Genomic DNA, 26,374 nt, shown 5'->3' on the forward strand with positions numbered 1-26,374 from the left:
AGGAGTGATTAATATGGTAAGTGTCAAAACTCCAATCAATACCAATGATGTTAAAGAGCGTGCAGCAAGAAAATTAAATCGCTTTAGTGCCAGAAGAAGCACTAAAGATGTTATAACCGGTGATATGGTAAAGCCAATCCACGTCAATAAATCAGAACCTTTAGTAAGACGAATGACGAACTATCAAAAGACTAATTAACAGTAACCCACTTTTTAAAAAGTGGGTCTTTTTTTGTTTAATCTTAAATTTTTTGAGTGTTTTTCAGCTAATACCTGCATAATTGGCGATGATCCAACTAAATCAGCCGGATGTTTTACTGGTAAGCTTCCTAGGTTTATCTCACTAATGCTTTTAAATTTCTCGCCATTTAAATATTTTTTATAGATTTCAGACATCTTCAAGTGCATCCGCTCCTTTTAAACTCCAAGTACACCATGCGTATATCGTATTATATTCCATCCATTGCATTAGTTATTCAAATCTACAAAAAAAAGTGGAGTGCTTCTAAGGACTTCCCTTAAAATCTCCACTTTTTATTCGCTAAACATAGATAAATGAAAGTCATGTCTCTTTTTTAATTTGATTCATTTATTTCTAATTCATCATTTAGTTTACATAATATAATTATATTAACCTAAATGGTTGAACGGATTGTTTTCAATTACTTGTTGTATTTCTTTGTCTTCCACATGCGTATATATTTGTGTTGTAGAAACACTCGTGTGCCCTAGAATATGCTGCAAACTTCTAATGTCTGCTCCATTTTTGTACATAATAGTTGCTGATGTATGTCTTAGTTTATGTGGCGTTAGTTTTTCTTTGTTTAAACCAGAATCAGCGTTTATTTGTTTGACAATTTTTGCGACCGTTTGCCTAGTTAATCTCGTACCTTTTTGTGATAAGAACAGTGCTTCATTCGTACTAGCACCTTGTATGTACTGACGTTCCTTCTGCATATATACCTCGAGAGATTGGATGCACACATTGTTCAAGAAAACTGTTCGCTCTTTATCTCCCTTCCCTACTACACGCAACACCTTGTCCTGGATCGAAGTCAGATTTAAGCTACATAATTCCGACACACGAAGACCTAAGTTTAAAAAGAACATTATCATCGTGTAATTTCGATAATAGTGATTAGTTCTTTTTATTCCTTTAATGAATATTTCCGCGTCTTCTTGATTCATATATATAGGCTTTTTCTTTCCAATTTTAGGTGCCTCTAGCTCATCTGCAGCATTATATTCGATTAATCTTCTTTTTCCTTTTAAATATTTGAAAAATGATTTGATTGTTGCTGCTTTTCGCGCTCTCGTTGCTGCACTATTACCTCGCTTCCTTTCGCAAAATTCTAGAAACAAGTAAATATCTTCTAATGATATTTCGCGAATAAAGTCGATCGTAATGTCTTTAATACAAATTTCGTCCATTTTTTCTGGTTCGATATCATTTTCGACAGCTTTTAAAAATCGTAATAACAAAACGATATCATATTCATATTCTTTTCTTGTTCTAAGAGATTTTCCCTTTATCGTTGTTAAATATACTAAAAAGTCTTTTACTATTTTCGGTATTTCTTGCTGCAAATTAATCACCTCTTATACTCCCATTTTATCACAAAATAAGGTTCCCAAATATGTATTTGGGAACCTTATTGAAAATTAATAAATTTTATCGTAAAAAAGCCTTTTATTGATCAGTTAATTCCAAATATTAGGGTGCTTCAAATTCACTCTTAGAGGCGTTTATCTTTTCTTTTGTGTGTTCTTGTAGGTAAACGGCTTTAAAATTAAGTTTTGTAAAAAAGAGATGAACGATTTATAGCTGCTTCTTCTATGAATGCTTTAAACTCATTAGCCGTACCGCACGGACAGGAATTTCGCTCCCGAAGTCAGCTTCTTTGTACATGTCCACATAATCAAATCCGAATACACAAACAGACCGAACAGTGCATCTTCCGGTCTGTTTGCAATGAAATTCAACTATTACTTTTTGAATATGTGGTTATATCCTTTAAATTATCTGTGACTTTTTGTAATACTTCAATCATTCTACACTAGTATTAATAACTTTGCGGTTCTCAACTTGTTAGCCCAGCATCTGCAATTTTAGATTTCAGTGCATATATTTAAATAGAAGAAACTCCTTCTTTTAGATACACTAATTCTCCTTTCAAAAAGGTTGCTTCGACAGATATTTTGTCAATTTCTTCGGAAGATATTTCTAATATATCTTTGTTTAATACTATAAAGTCTGCACGATAACCTTCTTTTAACTGGCCAACGTATGGTAGGCGAGTAATGTATTGAGCCCCTCTTGTATAGAGTTCAATTGCTGTTTCGATATCAATTTTTTCAGTATCACCTGTATTCGTACCATCATATGCTGCACGAGTTACAGCAGATTTGATACCAACAAAAGGATTTACTGGATCTGCCCATGCAGTGGCAGGAGCATCAGAAGAAAATGCTACTGGGATACCCGAATTTAACATTGTTTTAACCGGATAGGTTGTCTTCGTTCGATCAGAACCTAAATTATTCAGATAACTTTCAATTTCAGCATATAAGAAAATAGGTTGCGGAACAAAAGCTATACCTATTTCTGCAGCACGTTCGATAGCCTGCAGTGTAGGCATAGCAGCGTGTTCGATACGAATGGACGGACCATCTTGAAGCCAAGCTTCTTTCCCATAAAATGTGTTCACGATTAAATCAATCGCCTGTTCGCCCATTGCATGGACCACCAATTGCACTCCATGTTTTTTGGCATACTCAGCCGCTTCTAACAGTTCATTTTCTGATGTAGTTGAAATACCGTAGTTATCTTCATCACCTAGAAATGGTGGATTGACCCAAGCTGTTCTTCCTGATACACTTCCATCTGCAAATAGTTTCACTCCACCAATATGAATAGGATTTTTACGATCCGTGTTTTCGGCATTTAAAATAGGATTCATTTTTAAATCATGCCACATATAATATAGAACAACATTTTGCGTCAACCCTTTTTCTCTTGCTAGTGTATAAACATCTACATAATCCATCGGTTTATGGCTAGCCATAAGATCCGTGATCGATGTAATACCGTGTGCATATAGAGATTTTGTCAGCTCGGCAAGTCGAGAAGCATTCTCTTCCATAGAAATCTGTGGCATTCTATTTAACACTAATAATCTAGCACTTTCTCGTAATACACCAGTTGGTTCGCCATTCTTATCTCGGTCAATTTTTCCTCCAGCAGGGTCAGGTGTATCTTTGTTAATTCCAGCGATTGAAAGTGCTTTACTATTCACAGAAATGATATGCCCACATGTACGAGTAACGACAATTGGCTTATCAATAGAAACCTGATCTAAATCTTGTCTATTTGGTGCACGACCCTCTTTCAGCTTACCTTCGTCATAGCCCCAGCCTTCAATCCAATCTTCCTCAACCATTGTAGTTAATTCACGAATCATATCCACTATGGAATATACTACCGGAGGAGTACAAGCAATTTGTTTGGAAAAATTGGCCAGTAGTAAAGGATGCATATGTGCGTCAATAATCCCGGGTAGAACTCGGCGACCTTTTAAATCAATGGCTACTCCTTCAAAATCTTGAATTTCCTCTTGGTTTCCTATCCACTCAATATGACCATTTTGAATAATCATCGCATTGGCATTTTTTTTTTCAATATTAGACGTAAAAATTTTACCATTTATAAACATTACTCTTATCATTTCCATGATGTAAAGCTCCTTTGTATTTCAAAATGAGATTATTCAACCTCTGCAGAATGAATAGTAGCAGCAGGGTTATTTTTTTGACCAATAAATATATAAAGAATACTTCCGACAATAAATCCGACAATTGCTGGTACTAACCAACTAAAACCATCTGAACTTAAAGGTAGTTTTGCAATAATGTCAGTCAAAAATGGTATCGTTAATCCTAATGAAGCTATAGTTTCCAACAGACTTACGATGAACGTCAATAAAATAGCTCCTTGGTAAGATCCTGGATTTGGAACGAATTTGCGGAAAGTTCCTAAAATCACTAATACAATTGCCACTGGATATAATGCTGTGAAGATTGGCATTGCAAAAGTGACAATAGCTCCAACGCCAGCAGAACCTATTCCAATACCAACAATACAGACAACAGCAACCCATAAACGATAGCTTAGTTTGTTTTTCGTTAAGTCATTCAAGAATTCAGCGATTACAGCAATTACTCCGATGGCGGAAGTTAAACACGCTAATGCAATTGCTACCGCTAGAGCAATAGAACCAAAATTCCCAAGTGATAATTCTATTAAGTTGGATACTAAAGTAGTGTCTTCAATACCAGCTTGGAAAAAACCACTACCTGAAGCTCCAAGAAATAATAATCCCCCATATATAACTAATAACCCTAAACCAGCGATAAGCGTTCCGGTTATAGCCATCGAACGGGCTTGCCTTCCTTTATATCCAAAAGCAGCTATTGCAGCGATAAAGATAGGTGCGCAAAAAATTCCAGTTACTACATCTCCAGTTTGATAAGCACTTATAAAAGCATTGGAGAAAGCATTATTTATTTCTGTAACAACTGGTACACCGATTGGATCAAAAATACCTTTTCCAACAATAAGCAAAAGAGCAATTACTAACACAGGTGTGAGTATTTTACCTATTTTGTCTATTACATTAGATTTATCCATAGCAAAATAAAAACAAATGGCAAAAAACACAATAATCGTGACTAGGGAGGGAACCTTCGGAAACAGCTGGTGAACCCCTAACTCATGCGTTGTTGCAGACATACGTGGAATAGTTACGAACATTCCAATGCCAACCATTAATAACAAATTAAACACTTTATAAAACCATGGACTAATCGGTCTTGTTAAATCTTCAAATTTTCCTCCTGCATTTAAAATTGCAATGACTGCTAAAAGTGGCAAAACAATGCCCGTGATACAAAAGCCTATTAATGCGAATACCCATTCAGTTCCAGAAACATTTCCAATGGACGGTGGGAATATTAAATTACCAGCACCAAAAAATATCGCAAATAATGCAAATCCCACTATCAGGCTATGTTGAATCGATTTTTTCATTTCGTTCCCCTCTTCTCAAACTATACCCCATTGAAAACCCTTACAAAATAAATGACTATCTATGCATCCAAATGTAGAAGCCAATATTTTAATTTTCAAATAGTTACCTTTATCTTAATTAATATCTTCAAATAAAAAAAGGAGGTAAATTTTTTACCCCCCTTCGTAAAAATATTTTTACCTCAAGTCGTATTTTTCCATTTTATATTTTAATAATTGTTTTGAAATACCTAATCTTCTAGCGGTTTCTGCAAGTTTTCCTCCAGTGTTATTTAGTTCTATCACAATAAGATTTTTTTCATATTCCTCCACTTTATCTTTTAGGTTAAAGTTATTTTCGGAAAAAGTTGTTTTCTCCAACACACTTGAGTAGTTTCTTATTTTCGCTGGAATATCATTTATGTTAACCTCTTTTGAGCTTGCATTATTATACGCGGTTTCCATTGCATTCTTAAATTCTCTTACATTACCCGGCCAATTATATTGTTGAAAAGCTAGTAATACCTGATTATCCAATCTTTCAATTTTGATTTGCATATGACGATTATAAAATTCGATAAAATAATGAATAAGTGCAGTAATATCCTCTTTCCGGTCAGATAATCGTGGTAAATCTAATTGAAAGACACTTAATCGGTAATACAAATCTTCACGTAATAGTTTTTCTCTCATTAATTTATCAGGATTTTCGTTGGTAGCCGCTATTACACGTATGTTCAAGTGAATATCCTGTTTTCCACCTACACGACGGATGAGTTTGTCCTCAATTACTTTCAATAATTTAGCTTGGAGCTTAATATCTAAAGCACTAATTTCATCAAGAAAGATTGTTCCTCCGTTTGCTTGCTCTAAAATACCAAGGATATCAGGTGTTGCTGTTAAAGTATCTTTCTCCGTTCCGAACAGTATATGTTCTATGAAAGTGGAAGGTATTTCCCCACAATTTATCGAGACAAATGGTTGAGTATAGCGATTACTTAAATTATGAATGGACTGTGCAACAATTTCTTTTCCGGTTCCTGTTTCACCATTTATTAGGATAGTCGAATCGGTACTAGAGACTTTGCGTATTTTATTCTTTATTTCTTCCATCACACAACTTTGTGAAATTAAATTGTCAATTGTATAAATGGTATTATTTTTTCGATACATTTTATGACTTGCGAATTGATCGAGTAATTGTATATCTTCTTTTTGATAGTAGTGCTTTGAAAATTCTATAGCTCCTACGATGGAAGTTCCATTGTGAATAGGAAACGTAGAACTTCTTGAAGTATATGTGAAGCCATTATTAGATGTTAGTTCTTGCTCTGCATTCCATAACGGTTTACCAGTTCTTAATACAGTCATTAAAGTACTATCTTCTATCGATAAGTTTTTATAAAAGGATGTCACACTTTTTCTTAAAAACTCTTCTGGCTTGAGACCTATATGCTTTAAAATATGCAAATCAGCTAAATCATAAAAGGTTGTAATCCCATTCGCATCTACAACTAACACGTTGTCATAATCAGATAAATGATTAAGTTCTGTAAAACTCATTTACTTGTCCATCCTTTCAATTGCTCAACCCTCAAATATCCAATATATTAAGACTTCTTTGCTCTTCAAGCAACTGTACACATCTATATGAATTTTCCCAATCAGAATCATTATCTTCTATTCCTCAACAAGCATATAACATGGACATGGAGACAGTTGCTTTCAGTAGACGTTCCTAATCTAAATGCATTTCATTTTATTTCATTATCGTACACGTTTCAAATCCTATCAATATATTTATATTCTAAGTTAAGTTTTTTCAGTTCAGTATCACCTTTACCTTCAAAAAATATTTTGTTTTGGTTGGAACAATGTTAAACTGATACGATGAATAAAAATAAATGAAATGGAAAGATAGATGAGGTGAACAATTTAGTGTTAGAAAAAATAAAGAAAGAATGGTTTTCCAATGTAAGAGCAGACATCTTAGCTGGAGCTGTAGTTGCGTTAGCACTGATTCCAGAAGCAATTGCTTTCTCCATTATTGCCGGAGTTGATCCGATGGTCGGATTATATGCTTCGTTTCTGATTGCAGTTACGATTGCATTTGTTGGAGGCCGTCCAGGTATGATTTCTGCAGCAACAGGAGCAATGGCTCTATTGATGGTTCCACTAGTAAAGGAGTACGGACTTGATTATTTACTAGCAGCGACTGTGTTAACAGGTGTGATTCAAATCCTATTTGGTGTTTTTAAAATAGCGAAACTGATGAAATTTATTCCTCGGGCTGTCATGATTGGCTTTGTAAATGCTTTAGCAATCTTAGTTTTCTTAGCCCAAGTTCCACATATTCTAGGGGAGTCCACTGTGACATATATTTTTGTAGCGATTACTTTAGTCATCGTGTACGTGCTTCCTCGATTTGTAAAGTCTATCCCTGCCCCACTTATTGCAATTATTGCGCTTACAGCAGTTACTTTGTATGCCGGAATTGATATGAAAGTCGTTGGAGATTTAGGAGGAATCACGAAATCTTTACCTGAGTTTTTTATTCCGAATATACCCTTCACTTTTGAAACACTCGCTATCATCTTCCCTTACTCCATTGCCCTAGCAATTGTTGGTTTATTAGAATCCTTGCTAACTGCATCTATCGTGGATGATATGACAGGGACAGATAGTAATAAGAATAAGGAAGCAAAAGGACAAGGTATTGCCAATATCATTACTGGTTTCTTTGGAGGAATGGCTGGTTGTGCGATGATTGGTCAGTCGGTCATTAATGTAAAATCAGGTGGGCGTGGACGACTTTCTACACTTGTGGCAGGTTTACTTTTGATGTTCTTAATCATCGTTTTAGGAGATTTAGTAGTCCAAATTCCTATGCCAGTATTAGTTGGTATTATGATCATGGTATGCATTGGGACATTTGACTGGTCGTCTTTTTCTTACTTACGAAAAGCTCCCCGGTCAGATGCAATTGTAATGCTTACTACCGTTATTATTGTTGTTGCAACGCATGATTTATCGAAAGGCGTAATTGCTGGAGTAATTTTAAGTACTATCTTTTTCGTTGCAAAAATAGCGAAAATTAGAGTAATCGAAAAACAGGGTGATGACTTTATCCATTTTGTAATAGAAGGTCAATTATTTTTCGCATCTGTAGAAGAATTTATTGATGCTTTTAACTATACTGTGGAAAATAGAAATATTATTATCGATTTCACCGAATCACATGTTTGGGACGATTCAGCAGTCGGTGCAATCGATAAGGTAGTTTTGAAGTATCGTGAACGTCAAAATATTGTTACAATTGAAGGACTGGATTCTTCAAGTGAAAAAATGGTTGAAAAATTAGCTATTTACAAAAAAACGAACACAATTTCCAATTAGTCAATTTTTTGGGGGTGCTGAATATGTATGAAAAGATCTTATTAGCAGCTGATGGTTCGGAAAACTCGCTCCGTGCATCTGTTGAAGCTATAAAAATTGCTTCTATGAATTCTGAATGTAAAGTAGATATTATATATGTAGCAGATTTCGCTAAGTCAAAGAATGAGATATTGCATACGCAAGGAAAAGAAGCCCTCGATTTTTCACGTCGGCAAAAATTAATCCCAATACAAGAACTGTTACAGGCAAAAAATATTCCGTACACCACGAACATTTTACGAGGTGAACCTGGACCAACTATTATTAGATATGCAAACGAGCATGCTTTTGAATTAGTTGTCATAGGTTCGAGAGGATTGAATGCATTGCAAGAAATGGTCCTTGGGAGCGTAAGCCATAAAGTAGTGAAAAGAGTCAACTGTCCTGTATTAATAGTGAAATAAGCACAAAAATGTACCCTGCCCTTTTAAAAATGGCAGGGTTTTTTAGTTCATAAATAGTTACGAAGAAATAGCATCTTTTTTCAATTGTTTTTTTCTTATAGCATATACACCCACCATCAAAAGAGGTAAAAGCAGTCCGATCGTTAATGAAAAATAAAGGCCTGTCGTAGTCTCAAATTTTTTTTGATACATTACATTAGGATAGATCACAAGCGACAGGACTATGACAATCATTCCCAACGGATACGTTAAAGGGCGATAATCTTTCAAATTCAAAATTTGCGCCAACCCATAAACGGATGCGTAAAAATAAAGAACCATCTTAAAATAGAGACTAATAATCCATAGTGTTCCCATTATGGCTTCTACTCGATTTATAAAATTTCCGACGTTTATCATTTTGGCCAAACCATAGCCAGGAAACATCTGTCTGGCGGTTAAATCAGCGCCTAATATGAGGATACACAAAAGTGTGATGATAATGATAACTAGTCCAGCTATTAAATTTCCAATGAAAAAGGATTTTTGAGCGGATTTAGGTTTGTTAATAAAGGCTGGGAAAATCATTAATAAACTAACAGCGTTGACAGAAGAAACAACGATCAATGTTAATGATGATTGTGCCAGACTTTTAATATCTACATCAAATACCGGCTGAATATTTTCAAATTGTATTTGTGGTGCAATAAAAACTACCAATATAATAAAAAGTAGGAAGAAAACGCCGATAAATATTTCTGCAGAACGAGCGATCGTCTCAATTCCAAGACGAACAGCCATTACCAGTATAATCGCCATCAAAATATTAGTAGCTGCCATTGGTGTACTTGACATCCCATGCGTGTTAAGAAATGCCCCAGAATTATACAACAGAATAGCAGTATATAGAAGAGTCATACATACAAATAAGAAAGAAAAAGCTTTACCTACCCATTTTCCAAAAAGAGTTTCATTCATCTGAACAAAGGTGAGGTTAGGAAACCAAAGACCCATTTTCGTGTATAGCCATACGATCAACAGTCCGATTCCTGTTCCAATTATTGCAGCAATCCAAGCGTCTTGCTTTGAGTTGGTAGCTAAAGCCGATGGTACAATTAAGATGCTCGTACCAATCGAAAATAAGATACTTAAAACTAGAAATTGATACGAATTTATTTTAACAGTTGGCAACATATATTTCTTCACCTCACCTCTAGTCCATATTTATCTAAATTAACTTAAGCGTGATCAGAATTTTTTTTCAATTGTTTTTTTCGTATAGCATATACAACTACCATTAAGAGAGGTAAAAGAAGGCAAACTGTTAATGCAAAGTAAATATCAATAGTAGCGTCATAAACACTTTGCTCTAAAATGTTAGGGAAAATCACGAGCGATAAGATGACGACAATCATGCCTAACGGGTATGTTAGAGGACGATAATCTTTCAATTGAAACATTTGAGCCAAACCAATTACAGCTGCATAAAAATAAATAACCATCTTAAAATAGAGACAAATAATCCAAAGTGCAGCCATCATTGCTTCTATACGTGTTACGAAATTTCCAATGTTTATCTTTTTGGCCAGTTCATAACCCGGAAACTTCTGGAAAGCGGTCATATCACTACCCAATACTAAAATACACAAGGTGGTGATAATAGTGATAATTAGTCCACCAATTATATTTCCAATTAAAAAGTATTTCTTAGCAGATCTAGGCCGGTTAATAAAGGCTGGAAAAATCATTAACAAACTAATAGCATTCATAGCTGATAGAACGATCAATGGTAACGATGACTGAAAGATTTTATTTATATCTGTCTCCAAAACAGGCTGGATGTTTTTAAATTCGACTTCAGGGGCGATAAAAACCACCAAAATAAAAAAGAGTATAAAGAAAATGACAATAAATATTTCTGCAGAACGTGCAACCGTTTCAAGCCCCAGTCGAACCGCCATAACTAATATGATAGCCAAAAGAATATTAGTAGCTGCCATTGGCGTATTTGGCATTACATGGATCGTCAGGAATGAACCAGAATAATACAAGAGTATTGCAGTATATAAAAAAGTCATGAAGATAAATAAGAAAGAAAAGATGTTACCTATCCATTTTCCAAAAAGCGTTTCATTCACTTGAATATAAGTAAGGTTCGGGAACCAGAGCCCTATTTTCGTGAATAGCCATACAATCAATAGTCCAATCCCCATACCAAGAATTGCGGCAATCCAAGCGTCTTGTTTCGCGTTGGCAGCTAAAGCAGATGGTATTACTAAGATGCTAGTACCGATCGTAAATAATATAACTAAAACTAAAAATTGGTACGAATTTATTTTAACGGTTGGCAACATATAATTTCTCCACCTCAACTCTGGTTCGTTCAGATTTACTCAAATTAAACTAAGCGTAATCAGGATTTTTTCCATTGTTTTTTTCGTATAGCATATACAATTACCATCAAAAGAGGTAAAAGAATTCCAATCGTTAAAGATAGGTATTTACTTATAGTCGTATCAAATTTTTGTTGTTCCATAACGTTAGGAAAAACCACGAGTGATAGGACAATGGCAATCATCCCTAACGGATACGTTAAAGGACGATAATCTTTCAAATTTAATATTTGTGCTAACCCATAGACCGATGCGTAGAAATAGAGAACCATCTTAAAATAAAGACAAATAATCCAAAGAGCAGCCATCAGTGCCTCTACTCGGTTTATAAAATTCCCAATGTTTATCATTTTGGCCAAACCATAGCCAGGAAACTCCTGTCTTGCGGTTAAATCAACACCTAATACGGAAATACACAAAAACGTGAGGATAATCATAACTAATCCCCCTATTAAATTTCCAAATAAAAAAGATTTCTTAGCAGATTTAGGTTGGTTAATAAATGCAGGGAAAATCATCAATAAACTAACAGCATTGACGGAAGATACAATGATCAAAGATAACGATGATTGAGCTAAACTTTTAATATCTGCCTCAAATACAGGTTGAATGTTTTCGAATTCGATATCAGGTGCTATAAAAACCACTAATATTATAAAAAGTAGAAAGAAAACGCCGATAAAAATTTCTGCAGAACGAGCAATGGTCTCTATTCCAAGACGAACTGCCATTACCACTATACTCGCCATCAATATATTAGTGGCTGCCATTTGTGTATTTGGCATCACATGAGTGGTAAGAAATGAACCAGAATGATGCAAAATAGTAACAGTAAATAAAAGAGTCATGAATAAAAAAAATAGAAAAAGCTTTACCTACCCACTTTCCAAAAAGAGTTTCATTCATTTGAATAAAGGTGAGGTTAGGAAACCAAAGGCCTATTTTCGTGAATAGCCATACTATCAATAGTCCAATGCCCGTACCAATTATTGCAGCAATCCAAGCGTCCTGCTTCGCAAAGCTAGCTAAAGCTGATGGTACAATTAAGATGCTCGTACCAACCGTAAAAAAGATAACTAAAACTAGAAATTGGTACGAATTTATTTTAATTTTTTGCATCCTATAATATGCCACCTCACCTTACGTTCTAATTGACCTAACGAGTTATTGCATCATGTAATGGCTTAAAAATGAAAGTTAGAAGATCAATTGGATTTGGAATAGATTTTCCAAAACTATAAGCAATACCTAACCCAACTCCAAAAGCAAGAAGGATCGAAAACACTATTAACTCTTTTTTATACTTTTTTTCCAATAGAGGTGGAACTTCAATAAATAGGATAACAGCAGCTACTAGGAGTATTCCTACGCTTTTCAGCATAATTAGTTAGTCCTTTCCTTTTTCTACTACAGAATTATTCACTGTACCGGTTTTCAGAATTTTTACATCCACTTTAACGTTTGCTACCAAGTCAGTAAATTGCTGGTCCCAATGCTTTTTCATCGTTTTCCATTCTTTCGGATTTGATCGATGAATTGCATTACCAAATCCAAAAATGTCTGTCTCATATTTTTCTTGTACGTTGCTAATAGAATGGTTAATCGTCTCTTCCACTGCTTTTTCGTAAGCTTTCTCTAGAGTTTCAATTGATTCAGGTTTAGTAATATCGATTGGACATTCTATCGCACCTATATTTGCCTCTATCTTAACTTGGACAGCCACTTCCGGACTTCCATTTTTAACATTACCTTTCACTTTTGTGTTGAAACGAAGGACCTCTATATCTGCCTTTCCTCCTTCAGGGCATGAAACTGTACCTACCGTGTTTTTCACTTGATTTATGATGCCATTATAGCCTCTACTTTCATCTTCTGTTAACCAACCAATTAGTTTATCATCTTTAAATACCGCTAAATCATCAAGCTTAATACTTGCAGCTGGAGTGATTGTTTCCACATTTTGTTTGCTTGATCCTATTTCCGGCTTTCCTGTCACTAGAATCCCCGTTAACACTGCTTCTTTTCCATCACTTCGCAGATCTGTTATCAGCTGATCTAATGTAACTCCTACCGTAGCTGCCCAGTTTTCTTCCGACACTTTAAGTGTGCTAAACATTTTATTGGCTGGTATGGTTTCTAACGGAGTTTGGACGTTCAAAATTTGTTCTGCTGTAGTGTCCTTAGCTACAGCAACGTAGAAATCCGATCGTATTTCCCAATCTCTTGATATCAAATCTAAGGGATCTCCAATTCCTTCTTTAGCTAATGATTCACTTATTACAAGCATCCGAAGATGTCCAGGATACATTTTTCTAGACAAGCCCTTTGTCATTTTTCGAATGGCTTCATACACTGTTTCTCCTCGCCCTTGAATAAGGGTTACTGGAGAACCTCCCTTACCACCTTTCATAGAGACTTCTGAAGGTACTACGACTTGAGCTGAAACTAAGTATTCGTCATCTGATTTATCAATTCCTATCGCCAGCGTTATAGCTAGCTCGTTTAATTCCCTTCGATTCCAACAACCCGTGAGAAAGATGCTAACAATTAGTAATATGAAGATGCCTCTTTTCATTGACTAATCCCCCTAACTATATCTCATTGGTCTTTTTCTGGCTCTGGCTTTGCAGAGGCTGGATTTTGCTGTTTCTTTATATTTTCTTGACTAATTAAATGAGTCCGAGTAAACATTTTCCATATAGGTAAACGAATAAATGTATCCTTTTGACCATCAATATTAAAAGGGGCTATTGGGTACATATATGGAATGCCGAACGAACGTAAACTACATAAATGCAAAATGAGCGCAATTAAACCTACAGTGATTCCAAATAATCCAAACGAAGCAGCAAGTCCCATAAATACAAAACGCAAAATTCTGACGGACATCGCCATGTCGTAAGTAGGAGAAACAAAACTAGCAATAGCTGTAATAGACACGACGATTACCATCGCAGCAGAAATCATACCTGCTTCTACTGCTGCCGTTCCAATAACAAATGCCCCTACTATGGACATTGCTGAACCGATAGCTCTTGGCATTCTTAAACCAGCTTCTCGCAAAATTTCAAAGGTGATCTCCATTATAAGTGCCTCTATAAATGCAGGGAATGGGACTCCCTCTCGTTGGGCCGCCAGGTTAATAAGGAGGGCAGTCGGTATCATTTCATGATGAAAAGTAGTAGCCGCAATAAATAAAGCAGGGGCAAGTAATGCAATCACAAACGAAAAAAATCGAAGGATTCGAACAAGACTAGTGAGATCAGCACGTTGATAATAGTCTTCTGAAGATTGAAAGAATTCAACAAATAAGGCAGGAACGGTTAACACAAATGGTGTACCATCTATTATAATAGCTATTCTACCTTCCAAGAGAGCAGCTGCTACTACATCAGGCCGTTCCGAATTATAAACAGTTGGAAAAGTGGACAATTGTGCATCTTGAATCAATTCCTCAATATTGCCACTTTCGAGTATTCCATCGATGTCAATGCGATCCAAACGCAAACGAAGTTCTTCCACTATATCGTCATTTGCAATGCCTTTGATATACATTACCGCTATGTTCGTTTTTGTGCGTTTTCCTATTACTTTGTTTTCCATCCAAAGTTTCGGATCTTTTATTTTTCGTCGTAACAAAGCGGTATTTATACGTATATTTTCTGAGAATGCTTCCCTTGGACCTCTTATTACTGTCTGGGTCGTACTTTCTGTAACTCCACGTTCAGCCCAGCGCTTATTACCAATGATAAACCCTTCCGAATACCCATCAATCAAAAGAACTACATCCCCTGATAAAAGGGCAGTGAATAACTCCTCAAAAAGGTCCACATCTTTTATTTCTCCTACGGTCATGACAAAATCTTTTAACGTGCTCATTAGTTTTGGATTTGGAGTAAGTTCGCTTTCTACCTCTTTATCTTTAATATCTAGCATTAACGATTCCATGATGAAATTTTGTATAGATGCTGCATCGCTTAAACCGTCTGTATACATTATTGCTGCTTCAAGGACTCCTCCTTTACCGATTCGAATCTCTCGAATTACAATATCCGTGCTTTCACCTAGCGTATCCTTTACGGTTTTTATGTTATCTTGAAGGCTAGTTTTTAATGGTTGTTTTTTATTAGACTCCTTCTTTTGACTCTTGGAAGGAGTTGTGGATTTTAACTGATTATTTTTTTTCTCATAAAAAAATCCCATAGTATCCCTCTTTTACTGTTAAAAGTTATGTAAGTACTGACTAAGTTTGTCCAAAATTATGCGAAAATATCCCTTAAATCAAGAAAAAAAGCCGGCATTCCTAAATATAGGAATATCGACTATTTTATGAGAAACAATAATAATTTTCAATTTTTAGAAAATTCACCAACGACTTCAACCGTTTCAAAAATATTGATAAATGCTTTTTCATCATGTTTACGAACGATTTGTTTAATCTGCATCGTTTCATAACGGGTAACGACCATCATTAAAATCTGCTTTTTTTCTAAAGTAAAACCACCATAACCATCTGTAATGGTCAATCCACGGTAAATCGAACTAAGTAGTTCTTTCCGAATTTCTTCACCAGAAGTTGTAACAATTTGCATCGTCAGTTTTTCGTGATTCGTGTGGATTGTATCGACCATTTTACCAGTCATGTAGATGGACAACAACGTATACAATGCAATTTCCCAGTTAAATACTGCTCCTGAAATGAGTACGATAACTCCATTCATACCTGTTAAAAGTAAACCGACACGAATATTACTTTTTCGAGAAATAATCATTGCAATAATATCCATTCCACCTGAAGTGCCTGAATATTTTAAAATAATCCCAATTCCGATGCCTCCTATTATTCCACCTAATATAGATGAGAGCAATATATTGTCTGTGATGGATTGTGCAGGTAGGAAGTACAAAAAACGGATAAGGAGATAACACAAACGAGTGTATTCATCGTAATTCTTTTCCCTAGCTTGAAATAACCTAATACAAGCAAAGGTAAATTAAGGATGAAGTTCAGTAATCCGGTATCAAATGGAGTTATTAATCCAAGTAAAATAGCAATCCCACTTACCCCACTACTTAGTATTTCATGAGGGACTAAAAAGAAATTAAATGCAAAGGCGATAATTAGGGAGCCCACAATTACGATTAAATTTTTCATATACATATACTCCCTTCCAATTTGTTTCAAAAAAAACTCGCCCATTTAGGACGAGTTTACTTGTATATACAAGAATATTCTCTTCTAATGATATATGAAATAATTTAACAAAGAAAATCATACCATTCAATAGAAGTTGTTGATCCTTCACAAATTATCACCTTATTTTACAGTGATCATTCCGTTATCCGTTGATAGATTGATCAAATTTTTGCCTTTTCCAAACGTCGTTTGCTCTGCTGATTTACCAAAAATGCTTATTCTTCCATTGTCTGTTTTAGCATGAATCGTTGCGTTTGTAGGTTCCTGTTCAGCTTGAATGCTAATAAGTCCATTATTCGTTTCTAACGTAATCGCTCGATCTAAGTTGTTCGTTATTAATGATATTTGCCCATTATCTGTCTCAGCGTTTATAGAGCCCTCTACGTTATGAAGTTGAATTTTTCCATTATCAGTTTGAACATGTACGTTTTCGGCAGCAACATCTGTAAGATCTATCCGCCCATTATCTGATTCAAGATTCACTACTGTAGCTTGCATGTTTTTTACAATTATTCGACCATTATCGATTTCGGCTTTAATTTCTTCATACTCCTTTTCAGGCACTTGAACAGTGATTTTATTGTTCAATGAAGAAAAACCAAACTGGATAATTTGCCAACGCTTTTCTTTTAACTCGACATATAGGGTATCCCCTTTAACATCAGCACTAAAATGATAGTTCAATTTTTTCTTCATTTTACCTGTAAATGATACTGTCGTTTTATTTTCTTTCGTTGGCAGTAATTCAACAGCTGCATTACCTGCTAAAAGTCCAATATTGCAATAATTAGTATTTTCCACAGCAATTTCATCTGATTTGTTTACGAATGTATCTTGGACATTTAAAATAATATTTATTGCTGCTCCAGCTAGTAAAACAAAAACACAGATAATTGCAATCTTTTTGAAACTCATCTAGTCATCCTCCATTTAATCTATTACTTGTTGCACCTTATTATATAGTACATAGAAAATATTGGAATGGTCTGGAGCAGTGATTACATCTAAGTCTTGAGGCTTATAATATCATTATTATAAATTGAATAGAAAAAATAACCCATCCCATAAGCCGTTAACTCAAGGAAGGGCTATTTAGTTTCTAGTTAAATGAAAGTAAATACCATTCTTAAGCATAAAATTAACAAGATACTTTCTTGTCGGTTGCTTTTTTTAAAAATTTATGGACCCACTTTTCCAAATGACTCAACTGATTTTTAACAAATGCTGCGTCTGCATACAGTTCAAAAGATTCTCCACGGCGACTTCCCCTGCATGAATCCATCTATTTTTATCAATAATCTTTCCATCTGTATCAATTGGTTGCTGGAATTGACTAAATCCAGTTGCATCCAATAGTGAGTTTTCATCACGATCCAGACCGACATGCACAACATGCTTGATAATGTAAGGTGTTCCGAATTTAATGGTTGCTTCATAATGGTCCAGCTCGCCATCCATCACGAAAAAAGGAAGGCGGATATAGATGGTTTCTCCTCCTTCTTGGCACAAGATGTGATCAAAGCACCCTCGATCATAATCCCAGTTTCCTCCCAAATTATAACCGAGGTCTCGAATGCAATCGTTCATAATGCCGAAAGAGGCTATTTGTCCCTCTAATTCTGTTTGCAATTTTAACATGATATCTCCTCCTATGGGTTATTCCCTATAAAGTATTTACAATAGGAAGGTGGTCATACCTTCCAAAAAAATAGAAATTTCATCAGGTTGATAACCAGTCTCCTCTTGCCAAAGTACTTTTGAAGAAACCAACAATTAGAATCGACTCATTAAGTTTGTATTTTTAATGTACTTACACTTCGAATGCAGTAAAAGTCCCTTCGTCATCAAAATCTATCACTTCTATGACCTTATCAGTGAACTGTTCCACTGTATTTCTATTACAACCTATTACGAGAGAAAGCACATTGAAGGCTTTCTCTCGTTTATTTTTATTGAATGCTTCTAGAAACGAATCCGTTACTTGGTTTTCGCCATCTGTAACAAAAATAATATCAGCTTGTTTAAAACGGCTTTCATTTATTACATGCACCGCTTCGTCTAGTGCAAGTGCATAATTTGTTCCTCCACCTAAAAAGGTCCGTGACAGCCTTACCATTTCAGTTGCTCCAATTTTCCCTTTTACATATCTAAAAACTTGAGTATGTGAAGAGAATAATACTAAGCATAAATCTCTTCTCTGCTTCTTTGCAATGGACATAAGGGCTAATGTAAATCCTTTCGATTGGGTGTCAAGGCTGCTCATACTATCCGATTGGTCAAGACAAATTACAATTGGGCCCTTCTTCAAAACCTCAGACCTTTTCTGTTCAAATTGCATAGTTTGGCTTTCCGAAAAGCGACGTAGAAAATCTATTTTCGTTAGCGGATGTGTATAGAAGATAAACTCGACTGGCAGCAATTTTTCAATGGCATTTCCATTTGTAACTCCATTTCTTCTAACAGACTGGCTCTGTTTTGACTTTTGTTTTTTTCGAGCAATCTTTTTGAATCGCCCAGCCCATTCTGCTATTTCTTTCATCTTTTTAGAAGTTGCAATTTTCTCTGCCAATAAAATTTTGTCCCGTAAAGGAACTTTTTTTAATTCTGCCTCAGCATTTCCTGCACTTATACCTCCCAGCAATGATTTCAACCCATCTCTCACTTGCATAGATTCTTGTCTGGCTTGGTTCATGGCTTGCAAGAAGCTTTCGCTATTACTTTGAATCATTTGCTGTAATTTTCCATTCAATTCAATCATTGTATTCTCATGGATTTTTCGATCAGCTTCTTGAAGTTGCTGCTTTTGCTTTTGCGTTTGTCTTAGTATTAGTTGGATTTTCCGCGACTGTTCTTTAAGTTCTTCATCTTTCTCTAGTTGCTGGGCGAACCATTGGTTTGTCTTTTCTCCGTACTTCATTGCACTAATGGCAGATGCTAAATCATTTAATCGGGTAAAATTTCGATAGGATGCAAAGTTCTCATCCGCCACGATGACTTCTATAAGTAATTTATTTAACGAAAGGATGCTATCAACATCCTTTGCTATTATTGCCGGTTTCATCTTATACATAGAAGCCCAAATATCACAAAGTAAAGGTTCAAACGTAGGTAATACCGCCTTATCACTGAGCTTTTGGAGCCCTTGTGACATTTCAAAAATTTCTTTAAAACGCCTTTTATCAAATGTATCTGTATTTAATACTGAACAGTATTCTTCGTAGTTTTTGTTCCTTCTCACTAGAGCACTTCCTTCACATTTTGTAAAATATACCGGAAGGTTCCTCGTTTTCCTTTTTGTCATTTATCACATCAAAATTCATCGGTTCTAAAATAGCGTTAAGAATTTCTTGATGCATCGACTTCACTTTAATAAGTAAAGCATCGATTTCCACAGTACAACCTTCATAGCATCCTTTCAATTTATTCAAATCAGCCTCTAAAGCCTTCATTTTATGAGTTGCTTCCATTCCAGAATCTACCGAATTATCCTGCATTATTGAATTGAACACTTCAATTGCTTCATTTCGAATAGAATCGAGCTTCCGAATAGTAGTGTCTTGTGCATGTCTACGAACAATGAATGAAACTGTATCTTTTTGATCAATCGTTTCCCAAAGAGCATTTTCAAGAATTACAATATCTTCTACCAACACGACTTGTCTTTTGCGAATCAACGCCCTCGCCTGCAGCACACTTAATGACTGTTTGAACCTCCGATCTGACGGTCGAATTCCCTCATCACGCAAATCTTTGCGAATCTTCGAAATGGCGTTGTAAACTTCATCGTGGATGACTACCATATCTGTTAAGAACTGAAAGTGTATCAAGTCCTCCATTGTCATGGTTGGCATTTGCTCATGTTGGTCTGCATTTTTCAACATAGAAATAAAATTCGTATCATCTGCTATATACTCAACCTCATATCTAAGTAAAAAACGATCGAATAACGCTTCAAGTCCTTCACCTTCTTCCGGATATTCATTTGAAGCTCCGATTAAAGACATTAAAGGAACTTGTACTGGTGACCCGTTATTGTAAAAAATTCTTTCATTAATGATGGTTAGTAAGCTGTTTAGAATAGCACTGTTCGCCTTGAAAATTTCATCTAAAAACACTAAATTTACTTCTGGCATTTTTGATTCTGTATTCCGCTTGTATACGCCTTGTTCCAGGGCCTTCAGCGATAAAGGACCAAATAACTCCTCAGGTGTACTAAATCTCGTTAGCAGCCATTGAAAATATTTAGTGCCTTGTATAATTTTTGCAAGTTCCACGGCTAGTGCAGATTTCGCGGTACCTGAAGGACCGATCATGAGTATATGTTGTCGTGATAATATCGCAATTAGTAGTGCTTCTACCTCAGCTTCGCGCTCATAAAACTTAGCATTTAAAGAATTACTAATTTCATCTAATTTTGAAAGGTTGTTCTCCATTTACCACTACTCCCGTCACTTTTTAATGTGTTTTCAACAAGCTTTTCCATCCCTATCATTTGCTATTCCGAAATATGCGGCAAATACTCGCCCATCTTACCTTTTTTGTGTTATGTCATAATCACATTAACATTAATGGTTAGGTTTTTTTACATGATAAACAATCAACTTCGATCAATGAGGCAAGCACGAATTGAGGCATTTTAAGTAAATGGTAAATCCAGCTTCACGGTCTACTTTGCTACAAACGATATCAGCATACAAATTATGGATATTACAGACCATGAAATGAACACAGCAAAAATTATTAATCAATTAAAAGATATGCCATTAGAATTAGTGAATATGGTTGTTAAAAATTCTGGAGAAAAATTACAAGCAGTTGAATCATTAAAGAAACAAACTGATTTAATAAGTGAGACATCTAAAAGCATACGTAACATTTCTTCGCAAACGAATATGGTTGCATTGAACGCAGCTATCGAAGCAGCTCGTGTAGGAGAACAAGGACGAGGTTTTAAAGTTGTAGCTGATGAAGTACGAAGATTGGCTGGTAATGTTGATGATGCTATTAAAAATGTGAATTCTAATGTTGAAAATATTACAAGAGAAGTAGAAAGAGTTAGTAAAATAACTAATGATTTACAAGAACTGATTACAGAAACTCACTCCAAATTTAACAAGGTTATTGAAGAATTTAAAGGGATTGCTAAATAGTGCGTGTTGTTCTTCTTTTGATCCGGAATTCCAAAGTTCCATTAATATTTTCTCTTCTCTATTCCGTGGATTTTCATGTTTGGCGAGATAATTTGCAACTAACTCTGTATTTTTAGCAAGCTTCTCTTCGCTCAGACCCATGTTTTCCCCCAACTCAACTTTTTCAGCAAGATACCTCTTAGATTAGATTTGTTCAATGAAGAGTACATAATGTTACAGTATTAGTAAATTACATCATTGATAGCTCTTCCTATCATTTTAAATGAAAGGAAGAGCCATCAATGATTTCCACATCTTCCCTAGTTTTAATCTCCTCCATTAAATGAAACAGTGCTTCGTCTTTACTTTTCGCTTCAATCATGCAGTCAATTTGCAAAACGCTGCCCTTAATCTCTTTTAGAAACTGAAAGAACATATTTATATCAATAAAATCTGCATGATGGCGAAATGCACTTTGGCTTTTTGGACTGGAAATATGCATTTTTATAGGAAGAGGAGAATGCCTCCACGTTTGGATGATTCGGTTCCAATGAACTTCCCATTCAGCATTTCGATGGTGAGCAAGATGATGATGGTAATCGAATACAAGAGGGATATCCAGTTTTTCACATAAATAAAGAGTATCCTCTAGCGTAAATGAAGTATCGTCATTTTCAAGCATAATCATTTTTTGAATCGATCTCGGGACGACCATCCAATTATCTATAAAACGTTCTAGCGATGCATCGGTCTCCTTATAATTACCTCCCACATGCATGACACACCGATGAGTAGGCTCAATTCCCATCCTTTTTAATAATAAATAATGCATTTTCAACGTTTGTATGGAATTTACTAAAATTTCTTTTTTCATGGAATTAATGAGAACAAAGTGATCAGGATGAAAATCAATTCTTATTTCGTGTTTATTGGCAAAATCACCAATCTCACGCAGCAGATTATGTAGAGGCTTCAGATAATTCCAATCAAAAAGGTCTACATGGTTGGCCAGAGGAATTAGACGAGAAGATAAACGATAAAAATGGATATCAGATGCTGCATTATGCTTTAGAATTCTAAGTGTATTTTCTAAATTCGATAACGAAATACGTTCCAATTTATGAATAGCAGCTTCTCTGTCATCAATTTTCTGGAATTGTGTAAATGTCATGGTTTGTGAGGGAGATGCATTTTTTAATTCCATGCTCATTGCTACATAACCGAGACGTACTATCGTCATTTTCTCCACCTCTTTCCAAATTAGTTATTCTCTCATTCACCACACCACCTCACCGCCTGATGTACGTTTGACTCCCCTAATAGAAGCAATTTCTTCTATGAGTTTCAACATAAGCTTGTCCATTCGTTCACTTTTAGTAAGAGCTGAATAGCGAGCATAAGTTAAATTTTTGGAAGGGCTTGCATCCCATAAACCTATAGCAGTGGCTACATACCCAAAACGGATTTCTATCTATTTTTCTCCTTTTATTAATACTGAATAAACAGAAACGATAATTTTCATTTAAAGCTTTTTGAAAAAATGGATTCCATGAGAATGCCTCTTTCTAGATATATTTGCCCATCAAGCATACATTTATGATAGAACGCCTTCTTTTTTTTTCTAACGGAAGCCTTGAGAGCTATTTTACACATACATACATACAAAAAAGCCGCTCCGCTATTCGTCGATGGAACAACAGATCGGCATTTTATTCGATTTTATTAATTGGTAGATCGTACGTTCTTGAACACATTAATAGCGAGTATTATTACGCTAAACACGACGAGGACCCCACCAATTGCAGTAAATACAGTCGCCTCTTCTGCTCCTTTCAAAACGAGTACTGTAAGCGCTATCATCATTAATGGTAGGCCTATATTAGCACTCCAAAAATGTAATTTTGCATACATATTATTGCTCGTGCTAGGAAATAAATGATACACAAAACCCGCTAACGCAAATGATGTCCAGCCGAGCAGATTGACATGCACGTGCACCCCTTTTAATACATAATCGTGCGCCATCGACATGTACAGACCTAACAGAACCCCAATGACAAAATAAACGACCGAAATCTTGATAAAGCGGATAGCCATGCCTCAGGTAATGCTTTTTTCTAATATAGGATTAACCATTAGCGTTAGACGCCTTTCTTTCTAATCAATTGTTTTCTTAAATAAATTTCTACCCGGTCTAAGTTCTGTTATTTTAACATTCAGTGTACGGATCGAATCCTCTGCTAATTCAACTTTTCCGTTTTGCTGAAGTCGTTTCCATGCTTGCACATCTTTTCGATATAAATATTCGGATAAACGATAAATATCGAAATCTTTCTTTAATGCTTCTTTATATGTTTCTTCGATTTGCTGTTTAATTTCTTGTTCTGCTTTTTTTCTAATTTCATCTTTCGTTGTTTTTGTCGGGATAGTACCTACATCCCCTTGCATTGTAACGTCTATATCAAACTTCAATGCATCTCCCTCAACGACTGGTTTTACTTTCACTTTTATTTTGTGAATTACGACTGACATGACATCTTCTTCGTCTGAGTTTAATGAAAATGTGACTTCTTCCCTTTCCGTCTTGTCATTCATCCACATCAAGCCAAACATTTTCTCTCTATTTATGAAACCTTTGAACCCTTTCGTTGTTACTAAACCAACCCCTGCAGACCGCGCCATTTTATCCTTGCCCTCTACCGTTTCCCAATTTTCAGTTATTTTAACATAAGGAATAACCACTTCGTGACCTGGTTCATTTAATCCGATAATCATTCTGCGTATATCAACTGGTTCAATTAATGAACTTTGGTGAAACGAATTCATCGGATCACCTAATTTTGACAACGTAATGGCTGTATCTATAACTGGGGTTGTAAGCAGAACTTCTTTCACGGAATCATCCGTGGCGAACAGCCAAATTTGATACCTTGTTTCTCTATAACGGATTAAAGTGTCAATGATGTCATTCATTCCTTCATTTTTTAACGCCTCTTCAGAGAAGACTATGAAAGTTTGGTGACCCCAATAAATCTTTTGATCGCTTGAATTATATAACTTAAATACTGCTTCATCCAATGTTCTACCAGAGGCATAGCCTACTTCTGATTGGACAGGACTAGGGTTCGGTTGCTCTGATTTAGCTACCTTATTAAAGTCAATAATTTGTACATATACTTTGAATTTATCGTCTTCATAATCAATACCAAGACCATGAGTATAAAGCATTCTCTCCGGTTCATTTTGCCCCCAACATCCAGAAAGCATAACAACTAGTACAAATCCGAGAAAAATCAACTTATTTCTTCCCATTTTTTAACCTCGTTTTATCTTTAGGGTTTAAATCATGCGGACGCTCTGCATAGTATTTCTCTGATGGCCGAATTATTGTTCTTAATATATTTGACCAACTTAAATCTGCCGTAATAGCCAAATACGGAACGCCGAACGTTCTCATATTTGCTAAATAAAGAACTATTAAGAAAAACGATAGTAAAAATCCAAACAGTCCCAAAAAAGAGGTTAAGAAGAGGAAAAAAAATCTTAATATACTCACAGCCGATACGAGCGTTTGATTTACTAATGTGTATGATGCAATAACCGAGGTCGCTATAATTACAATCATCGCCGGACTTGTAATCCCCGCTCGGATGGCCGCATCCCCGATTATTAAACCGCCAACAACACTTATTGTTCCACCGATCGCAGCTGGAAGACGTAAACCAAACTCACGGAATAATTCGAACATAAAAATCATGAGGATCATTTCAAGCGAAGTTGGCAAGGGAAGCCCTGTACGTGTTTGCACAACTGTAGCTAACAATAGCAAGGGTAACTGGTTTTGGTGAAACGTCGTTAAGGCTAGCCAAAATGCTGGAAGTAACGTCCCTAACAGAAACCCGACTAGCCTTAATAATCGTTCAACAGAGCTAAAAACCATTGAGTTTTCATGATCCTCACCTGTTTTAAAGAGTAAAAAGAAATTTACTGGAATAATTACTCCGTATGCCACGCCATCAATGAGGATTACAAATCTTCCTCTTGCAAGGTATTGAAGGGCGAAATCTGGCCTTCCTGTATAGTCGTGTCTAGGGAATACAGTCCATCGTTTATCAATGTGTTCCATTAAAATGTCCCCACTAAATATGATATCCACATCAATATTATTTATTTTTTCCTTTATTCCTGAAAGAATTTCTTGATCTACAATATCATCAAAATAGAGGACAGCAACAGTCGTTTTTGTTCGTTTTCCTACTTCGAATTTTTCAACGCACAGTGAATTCGTAGGCATTCGTTTCCTAATTAAAGCAATATTAGTAAAAATGTCTTCAATAAAGTTGTCCCTAGGTCCTTTCACTAGTACTTCTGTTTTCGTTTCTTCGGGATTTCGGTTTGGCTTTTTCGAAATATTACTAGAGTAGATTACATTATAATCTTCAAAATAAAGAAGAACATTTCCAGAGTATACACTAGTTATTATTTCACTTTCAGCTTGCACTTCTTTCAATGCTGGAATGTGCAAATGGCTTGTCACTGCCTCTTCAAATGACAACTCTTCCAGAGCATTGAAGAAAAGCTGAACTCGTTCAACAACTACGTCATTTAATAAGTGTTGATCAATCATTGCTTCACAGGTAATAAACATCACTTTTCGTTGATTGAACGTATATACATGAAACTGAACATCTGCAGATTTCTGAAATAACTGTTTCAATTTCTTCGCATCTATTATATTGTCAGCAGCTTGCATACTTTCTCACCATTTCCAG

At 35.5% G+C, this 26,374-nt stretch carries 23 protein-coding genes and 2 pseudogenes; 4 read left to right on the top strand and 21 right to left on the bottom strand.

Features of this window, described 5'->3' with window-relative positions:
* Positions 1–13 precede the first annotated feature (13 nt).
* Complete coding sequence (locus FG383_RS01110) at positions 14–199, top strand: hypothetical protein (RefSeq protein WP_142605008.1); 186 nt, start codon at positions 14–16, stop codon at positions 197–199.
* Positions 200–213: 14 nt separating this feature from the next.
* Here FG383_RS01110 and FG383_RS01115 read toward each other — a convergent pair whose 3' ends face one another.
* From FG383_RS01115 to FG383_RS01135, 5 genes are all read right to left on the bottom strand, one after another.
* On the bottom strand, positions 214–402 hold the full coding sequence (locus tag FG383_RS01115) for a hypothetical protein (RefSeq protein WP_142605009.1): 189 nt from the start codon (positions 400–402) through the stop codon (positions 214–216).
* A 228-nt stretch (positions 403–630) separates the two neighbouring features.
* Positions 631–1,596, bottom strand: a complete 966-nt coding sequence (locus tag FG383_RS01120; protein ID WP_342782118.1) for a tyrosine-type recombinase/integrase — start codon at positions 1,594–1,596, stop codon at positions 631–633.
* A gap of 533 nt (positions 1,597–2,129) precedes the next feature.
* The gene (locus tag FG383_RS01125) at positions 2,130–3,731 is read right to left on the bottom strand and encodes an amidohydrolase (protein WP_246096788.1); all 1,602 of its coding nucleotides are present in this window, start codon (positions 3,729–3,731) and stop codon (positions 2,130–2,132) included.
* Between the two features lie 32 nt (positions 3,732–3,763).
* Positions 3,764–5,086: a branched-chain amino acid transport system II carrier protein gene (brnQ, locus tag FG383_RS01130; protein WP_142605010.1), complete on the bottom strand. Its 1,323-nt coding sequence runs from the start codon at positions 5,084–5,086 to the stop codon at positions 3,764–3,766.
* 177 nt (positions 5,087–5,263) lie between these two features.
* Complete coding sequence (locus FG383_RS01135; RefSeq protein ID WP_142605011.1) at positions 5,264–6,628, bottom strand: sigma-54 interaction domain-containing protein; 1,365 nt, start codon at positions 6,626–6,628, stop codon at positions 5,264–5,266.
* A gap of 375 nt (positions 6,629–7,003) precedes the next feature.
* Between FG383_RS01135 and FG383_RS01140 the strand changes: the two genes are divergently transcribed.
* Together FG383_RS01140 and FG383_RS01145 are read left to right on the top strand one after the other, a co-directional pair.
* Positions 7,004–8,461: a SulP family inorganic anion transporter gene (locus FG383_RS01140; RefSeq protein ID WP_142605012.1), complete on the top strand. Its 1,458-nt coding sequence runs from the start codon at positions 7,004–7,006 to the stop codon at positions 8,459–8,461.
* A gap of 23 nt (positions 8,462–8,484) precedes the next feature.
* Positions 8,485–8,904 (top strand): universal stress protein, encoded by a 420-nt coding sequence (locus FG383_RS01145; RefSeq protein ID WP_142605013.1) that lies wholly within the window; start codon positions 8,485–8,487, stop codon positions 8,902–8,904.
* Between the two features lie 57 nt (positions 8,905–8,961).
* On the opposite strand, the gene FG383_RS01150 is transcribed toward FG383_RS01145, so the two are convergent.
* From FG383_RS01150 to FG383_RS01200, 11 genes and pseudogenes are all read right to left on the bottom strand, one after another.
* Complete coding sequence (locus tag FG383_RS01150) at positions 8,962–10,089, bottom strand: GerAB/ArcD/ProY family transporter (protein ID WP_246096789.1); 1,128 nt, start codon at positions 10,087–10,089, stop codon at positions 8,962–8,964.
* Between the two features lie 32 nt (positions 10,090–10,121).
* A complete protein-coding gene (locus FG383_RS01155; RefSeq protein ID WP_142605014.1) occupies positions 10,122–11,237 on the bottom strand; it encodes a GerAB/ArcD/ProY family transporter in 1,116 nt (371 codons plus the stop codon).
* Positions 11,238–11,296: 59 nt separating this feature from the next.
* Positions 11,297–12,395 (bottom strand): annotated as a pseudogene (locus tag FG383_RS01160) (GerAB/ArcD/ProY family transporter).
* Positions 12,396–12,432: 37 nt separating this feature from the next.
* The gene (locus FG383_RS01165) at positions 12,433–12,657 is read right to left on the bottom strand and encodes a hypothetical protein (RefSeq protein WP_142605015.1); all 225 of its coding nucleotides are present in this window, start codon (positions 12,655–12,657) and stop codon (positions 12,433–12,435) included.
* Between the two features lie 6 nt (positions 12,658–12,663).
* Positions 12,664–13,851, bottom strand: a complete 1,188-nt coding sequence (locus tag FG383_RS01170; protein WP_142605016.1) for a Ger(x)C family spore germination protein — start codon at positions 13,849–13,851, stop codon at positions 12,664–12,666.
* A 23-nt stretch (positions 13,852–13,874) separates the two neighbouring features.
* The gene (locus FG383_RS01175; protein ID WP_142605017.1) at positions 13,875–15,479 is read right to left on the bottom strand and encodes a spore germination protein; all 1,605 of its coding nucleotides are present in this window, start codon (positions 15,477–15,479) and stop codon (positions 13,875–13,877) included.
* A 146-nt stretch (positions 15,480–15,625) separates the two neighbouring features.
* A pseudogene (locus tag FG383_RS01180) lies at positions 15,626–16,431 on the bottom strand (YitT family protein).
* Positions 16,432–16,593: 162 nt separating this feature from the next.
* The gene (locus FG383_RS01185; protein ID WP_142605018.1) at positions 16,594–17,388 is read right to left on the bottom strand and encodes a DUF4097 family beta strand repeat-containing protein; all 795 of its coding nucleotides are present in this window, start codon (positions 17,386–17,388) and stop codon (positions 16,594–16,596) included.
* Positions 17,389–17,676: 288 nt separating this feature from the next.
* On the bottom strand, positions 17,677–18,111 hold the full coding sequence (locus FG383_RS01190) for a YugN family protein (protein ID WP_142605019.1): 435 nt from the start codon (positions 18,109–18,111) through the stop codon (positions 17,677–17,679).
* A 172-nt stretch (positions 18,112–18,283) separates the two neighbouring features.
* On the bottom strand, positions 18,284–19,711 hold the full coding sequence (locus FG383_RS01195; protein WP_246096798.1) for a VWA domain-containing protein: 1,428 nt from the start codon (positions 19,709–19,711) through the stop codon (positions 18,284–18,286).
* 13 nt (positions 19,712–19,724) lie between these two features.
* Positions 19,725–20,906, bottom strand: coding sequence for an AAA family ATPase (locus FG383_RS01200; RefSeq protein WP_142605021.1), 1,182 nt, complete (start codon positions 20,904–20,906; stop codon positions 19,725–19,727).
* Between the two features lie 267 nt (positions 20,907–21,173).
* Between FG383_RS01200 and FG383_RS21435 the strand changes: the two genes are divergently transcribed.
* The gene (locus FG383_RS21435) at positions 21,174–21,623 is read left to right on the top strand and encodes a methyl-accepting chemotaxis protein (protein WP_142605022.1); all 450 of its coding nucleotides are present in this window, start codon (positions 21,174–21,176) and stop codon (positions 21,621–21,623) included.
* Here the strand turns inward: FG383_RS21435 and FG383_RS01210 are convergent.
* The 5 genes from FG383_RS01210 to FG383_RS01235 form a co-directional block, all read right to left on the bottom strand.
* On the bottom strand, positions 21,549–21,764 hold the full coding sequence (locus tag FG383_RS01210) for a DUF3243 family protein (RefSeq protein ID WP_142605023.1): 216 nt from the start codon (positions 21,762–21,764) through the stop codon (positions 21,549–21,551). The two genes, FG383_RS21435 and FG383_RS01210, sit on opposite strands and share 75 nt — an antisense overlap.
* Before the next feature lie 112 nt (positions 21,765–21,876).
* Positions 21,877–22,842: a UV DNA damage repair endonuclease UvsE gene (gene uvsE, locus FG383_RS01215; protein ID WP_142605024.1), complete on the bottom strand. Its 966-nt coding sequence runs from the start codon at positions 22,840–22,842 to the stop codon at positions 21,877–21,879.
* A gap of 482 nt (positions 22,843–23,324) precedes the next feature.
* Positions 23,325–23,699, bottom strand: coding sequence for a cytochrome-c oxidase (locus tag FG383_RS01225; protein WP_142605025.1), 375 nt, complete (start codon positions 23,697–23,699; stop codon positions 23,325–23,327).
* Between the two features lie 60 nt (positions 23,700–23,759).
* The gene (locus FG383_RS01230; protein WP_142605026.1) at positions 23,760–24,914 is read right to left on the bottom strand and encodes a Ger(x)C family spore germination protein; all 1,155 of its coding nucleotides are present in this window, start codon (positions 24,912–24,914) and stop codon (positions 23,760–23,762) included.
* Complete coding sequence (locus FG383_RS01235; RefSeq protein ID WP_142605027.1) at positions 24,901–26,355, bottom strand: spore germination protein; 1,455 nt, start codon at positions 26,353–26,355, stop codon at positions 24,901–24,903. The genes FG383_RS01230 and FG383_RS01235 overlap by 14 nt, the downstream gene beginning before the upstream one ends.
* Positions 26,356–26,374 lie beyond the last annotated feature (19 nt).

Source organism: Psychrobacillus soli (genome assembly GCF_006861775.1).
Classification (GTDB): Bacteria; Bacillota; Bacilli; order Bacillales_A; family Planococcaceae; genus Psychrobacillus; species Psychrobacillus soli.

What these genes read in the sequence shown, in the direction of transcription:
- FG383_RS01165 (WP_142605015.1), bottom strand. Translation starts at nt 12,657, where the DNA reads ATGCTGAAAAGCGTAGGAATACTCCTAGTAGCTGCTGTTATCCTATTT.
- FG383_RS01155 (WP_142605014.1), bottom strand. Translation starts at nt 11,237, where the DNA reads ATGTTGCCAACCGTTAAAATAAATTCGTACCAATTTTTAGTTTTAGTT.
- FG383_RS01185 (WP_142605018.1), bottom strand. Translation starts at nt 17,388, where the DNA reads ATGAGTTTCAAAAAGATTGCAATTATCTGTGTTTTTGTTTTACTAGCT.
- FG383_RS01170 (WP_142605016.1), bottom strand. Translation starts at nt 13,851, where the DNA reads ATGAAAAGAGGCATCTTCATATTACTAATTGTTAGCATCTTTCTCACG.
- FG383_RS01125 (WP_246096788.1), bottom strand. Translation starts at nt 3,731, where the DNA reads ATGGAAATGATAAGAGTAATGTTTATAAATGGTAAAATTTTTACGTCT.
- FG383_RS01175 (WP_142605017.1), bottom strand. Translation starts at nt 15,479, where the DNA reads ATGGGATTTTTTTATGAGAAAAAAAATAATCAGTTAAAATCCACAACT.
- FG383_RS01135 (WP_142605011.1), bottom strand. Translation starts at nt 6,628, where the DNA reads ATGAGTTTTACAGAACTTAATCATTTATCTGATTATGACAACGTGTTA.
- brnQ (WP_142605010.1), bottom strand. Translation starts at nt 5,086, where the DNA reads ATGAAAAAATCGATTCAACATAGCCTGATAGTGGGATTTGCATTATTT.
- FG383_RS01225 (WP_142605025.1), bottom strand. Translation starts at nt 23,699, where the DNA reads ATGGCTATCCGCTTTATCAAGATTTCGGTCGTTTATTTTGTCATTGGG.
- FG383_RS01145 (WP_142605013.1), top strand. Translation starts at nt 8,485, where the DNA reads ATGTATGAAAAGATCTTATTAGCAGCTGATGGTTCGGAAAACTCGCTC.
- FG383_RS01230 (WP_142605026.1), bottom strand. Translation starts at nt 24,914, where the DNA reads ATGGGAAGAAATAAGTTGATTTTTCTCGGATTTGTACTAGTTGTTATG.
- uvsE (WP_142605024.1), bottom strand. Translation starts at nt 22,842, where the DNA reads ATGACGATAGTACGTCTCGGTTATGTAGCAATGAGCATGGAATTAAAA.
- FG383_RS01190 (WP_142605019.1), bottom strand. Translation starts at nt 18,111, where the DNA reads ATGTTAAAATTGCAAACAGAATTAGAGGGACAAATAGCCTCTTTCGGC.
- FG383_RS01110 (WP_142605008.1), top strand. Translation starts at nt 14, where the DNA reads ATGGTAAGTGTCAAAACTCCAATCAATACCAATGATGTTAAAGAGCGT.
- FG383_RS21435 (WP_142605022.1), top strand. Translation starts at nt 21,174, where the DNA reads ATGGATATTACAGACCATGAAATGAACACAGCAAAAATTATTAATCAA.
- FG383_RS01210 (WP_142605023.1), bottom strand. Translation starts at nt 21,764, where the DNA reads ATGGGTCTGAGCGAAGAGAAGCTTGCTAAAAATACAGAGTTAGTTGCA.
- FG383_RS01235 (WP_142605027.1), bottom strand. Translation starts at nt 26,355, where the DNA reads ATGCAAGCTGCTGACAATATAATAGATGCGAAGAAATTGAAACAGTTA.
- FG383_RS01200 (WP_142605021.1), bottom strand. Translation starts at nt 20,906, where the DNA reads ATGGAGAACAACCTTTCAAAATTAGATGAAATTAGTAATTCTTTAAAT.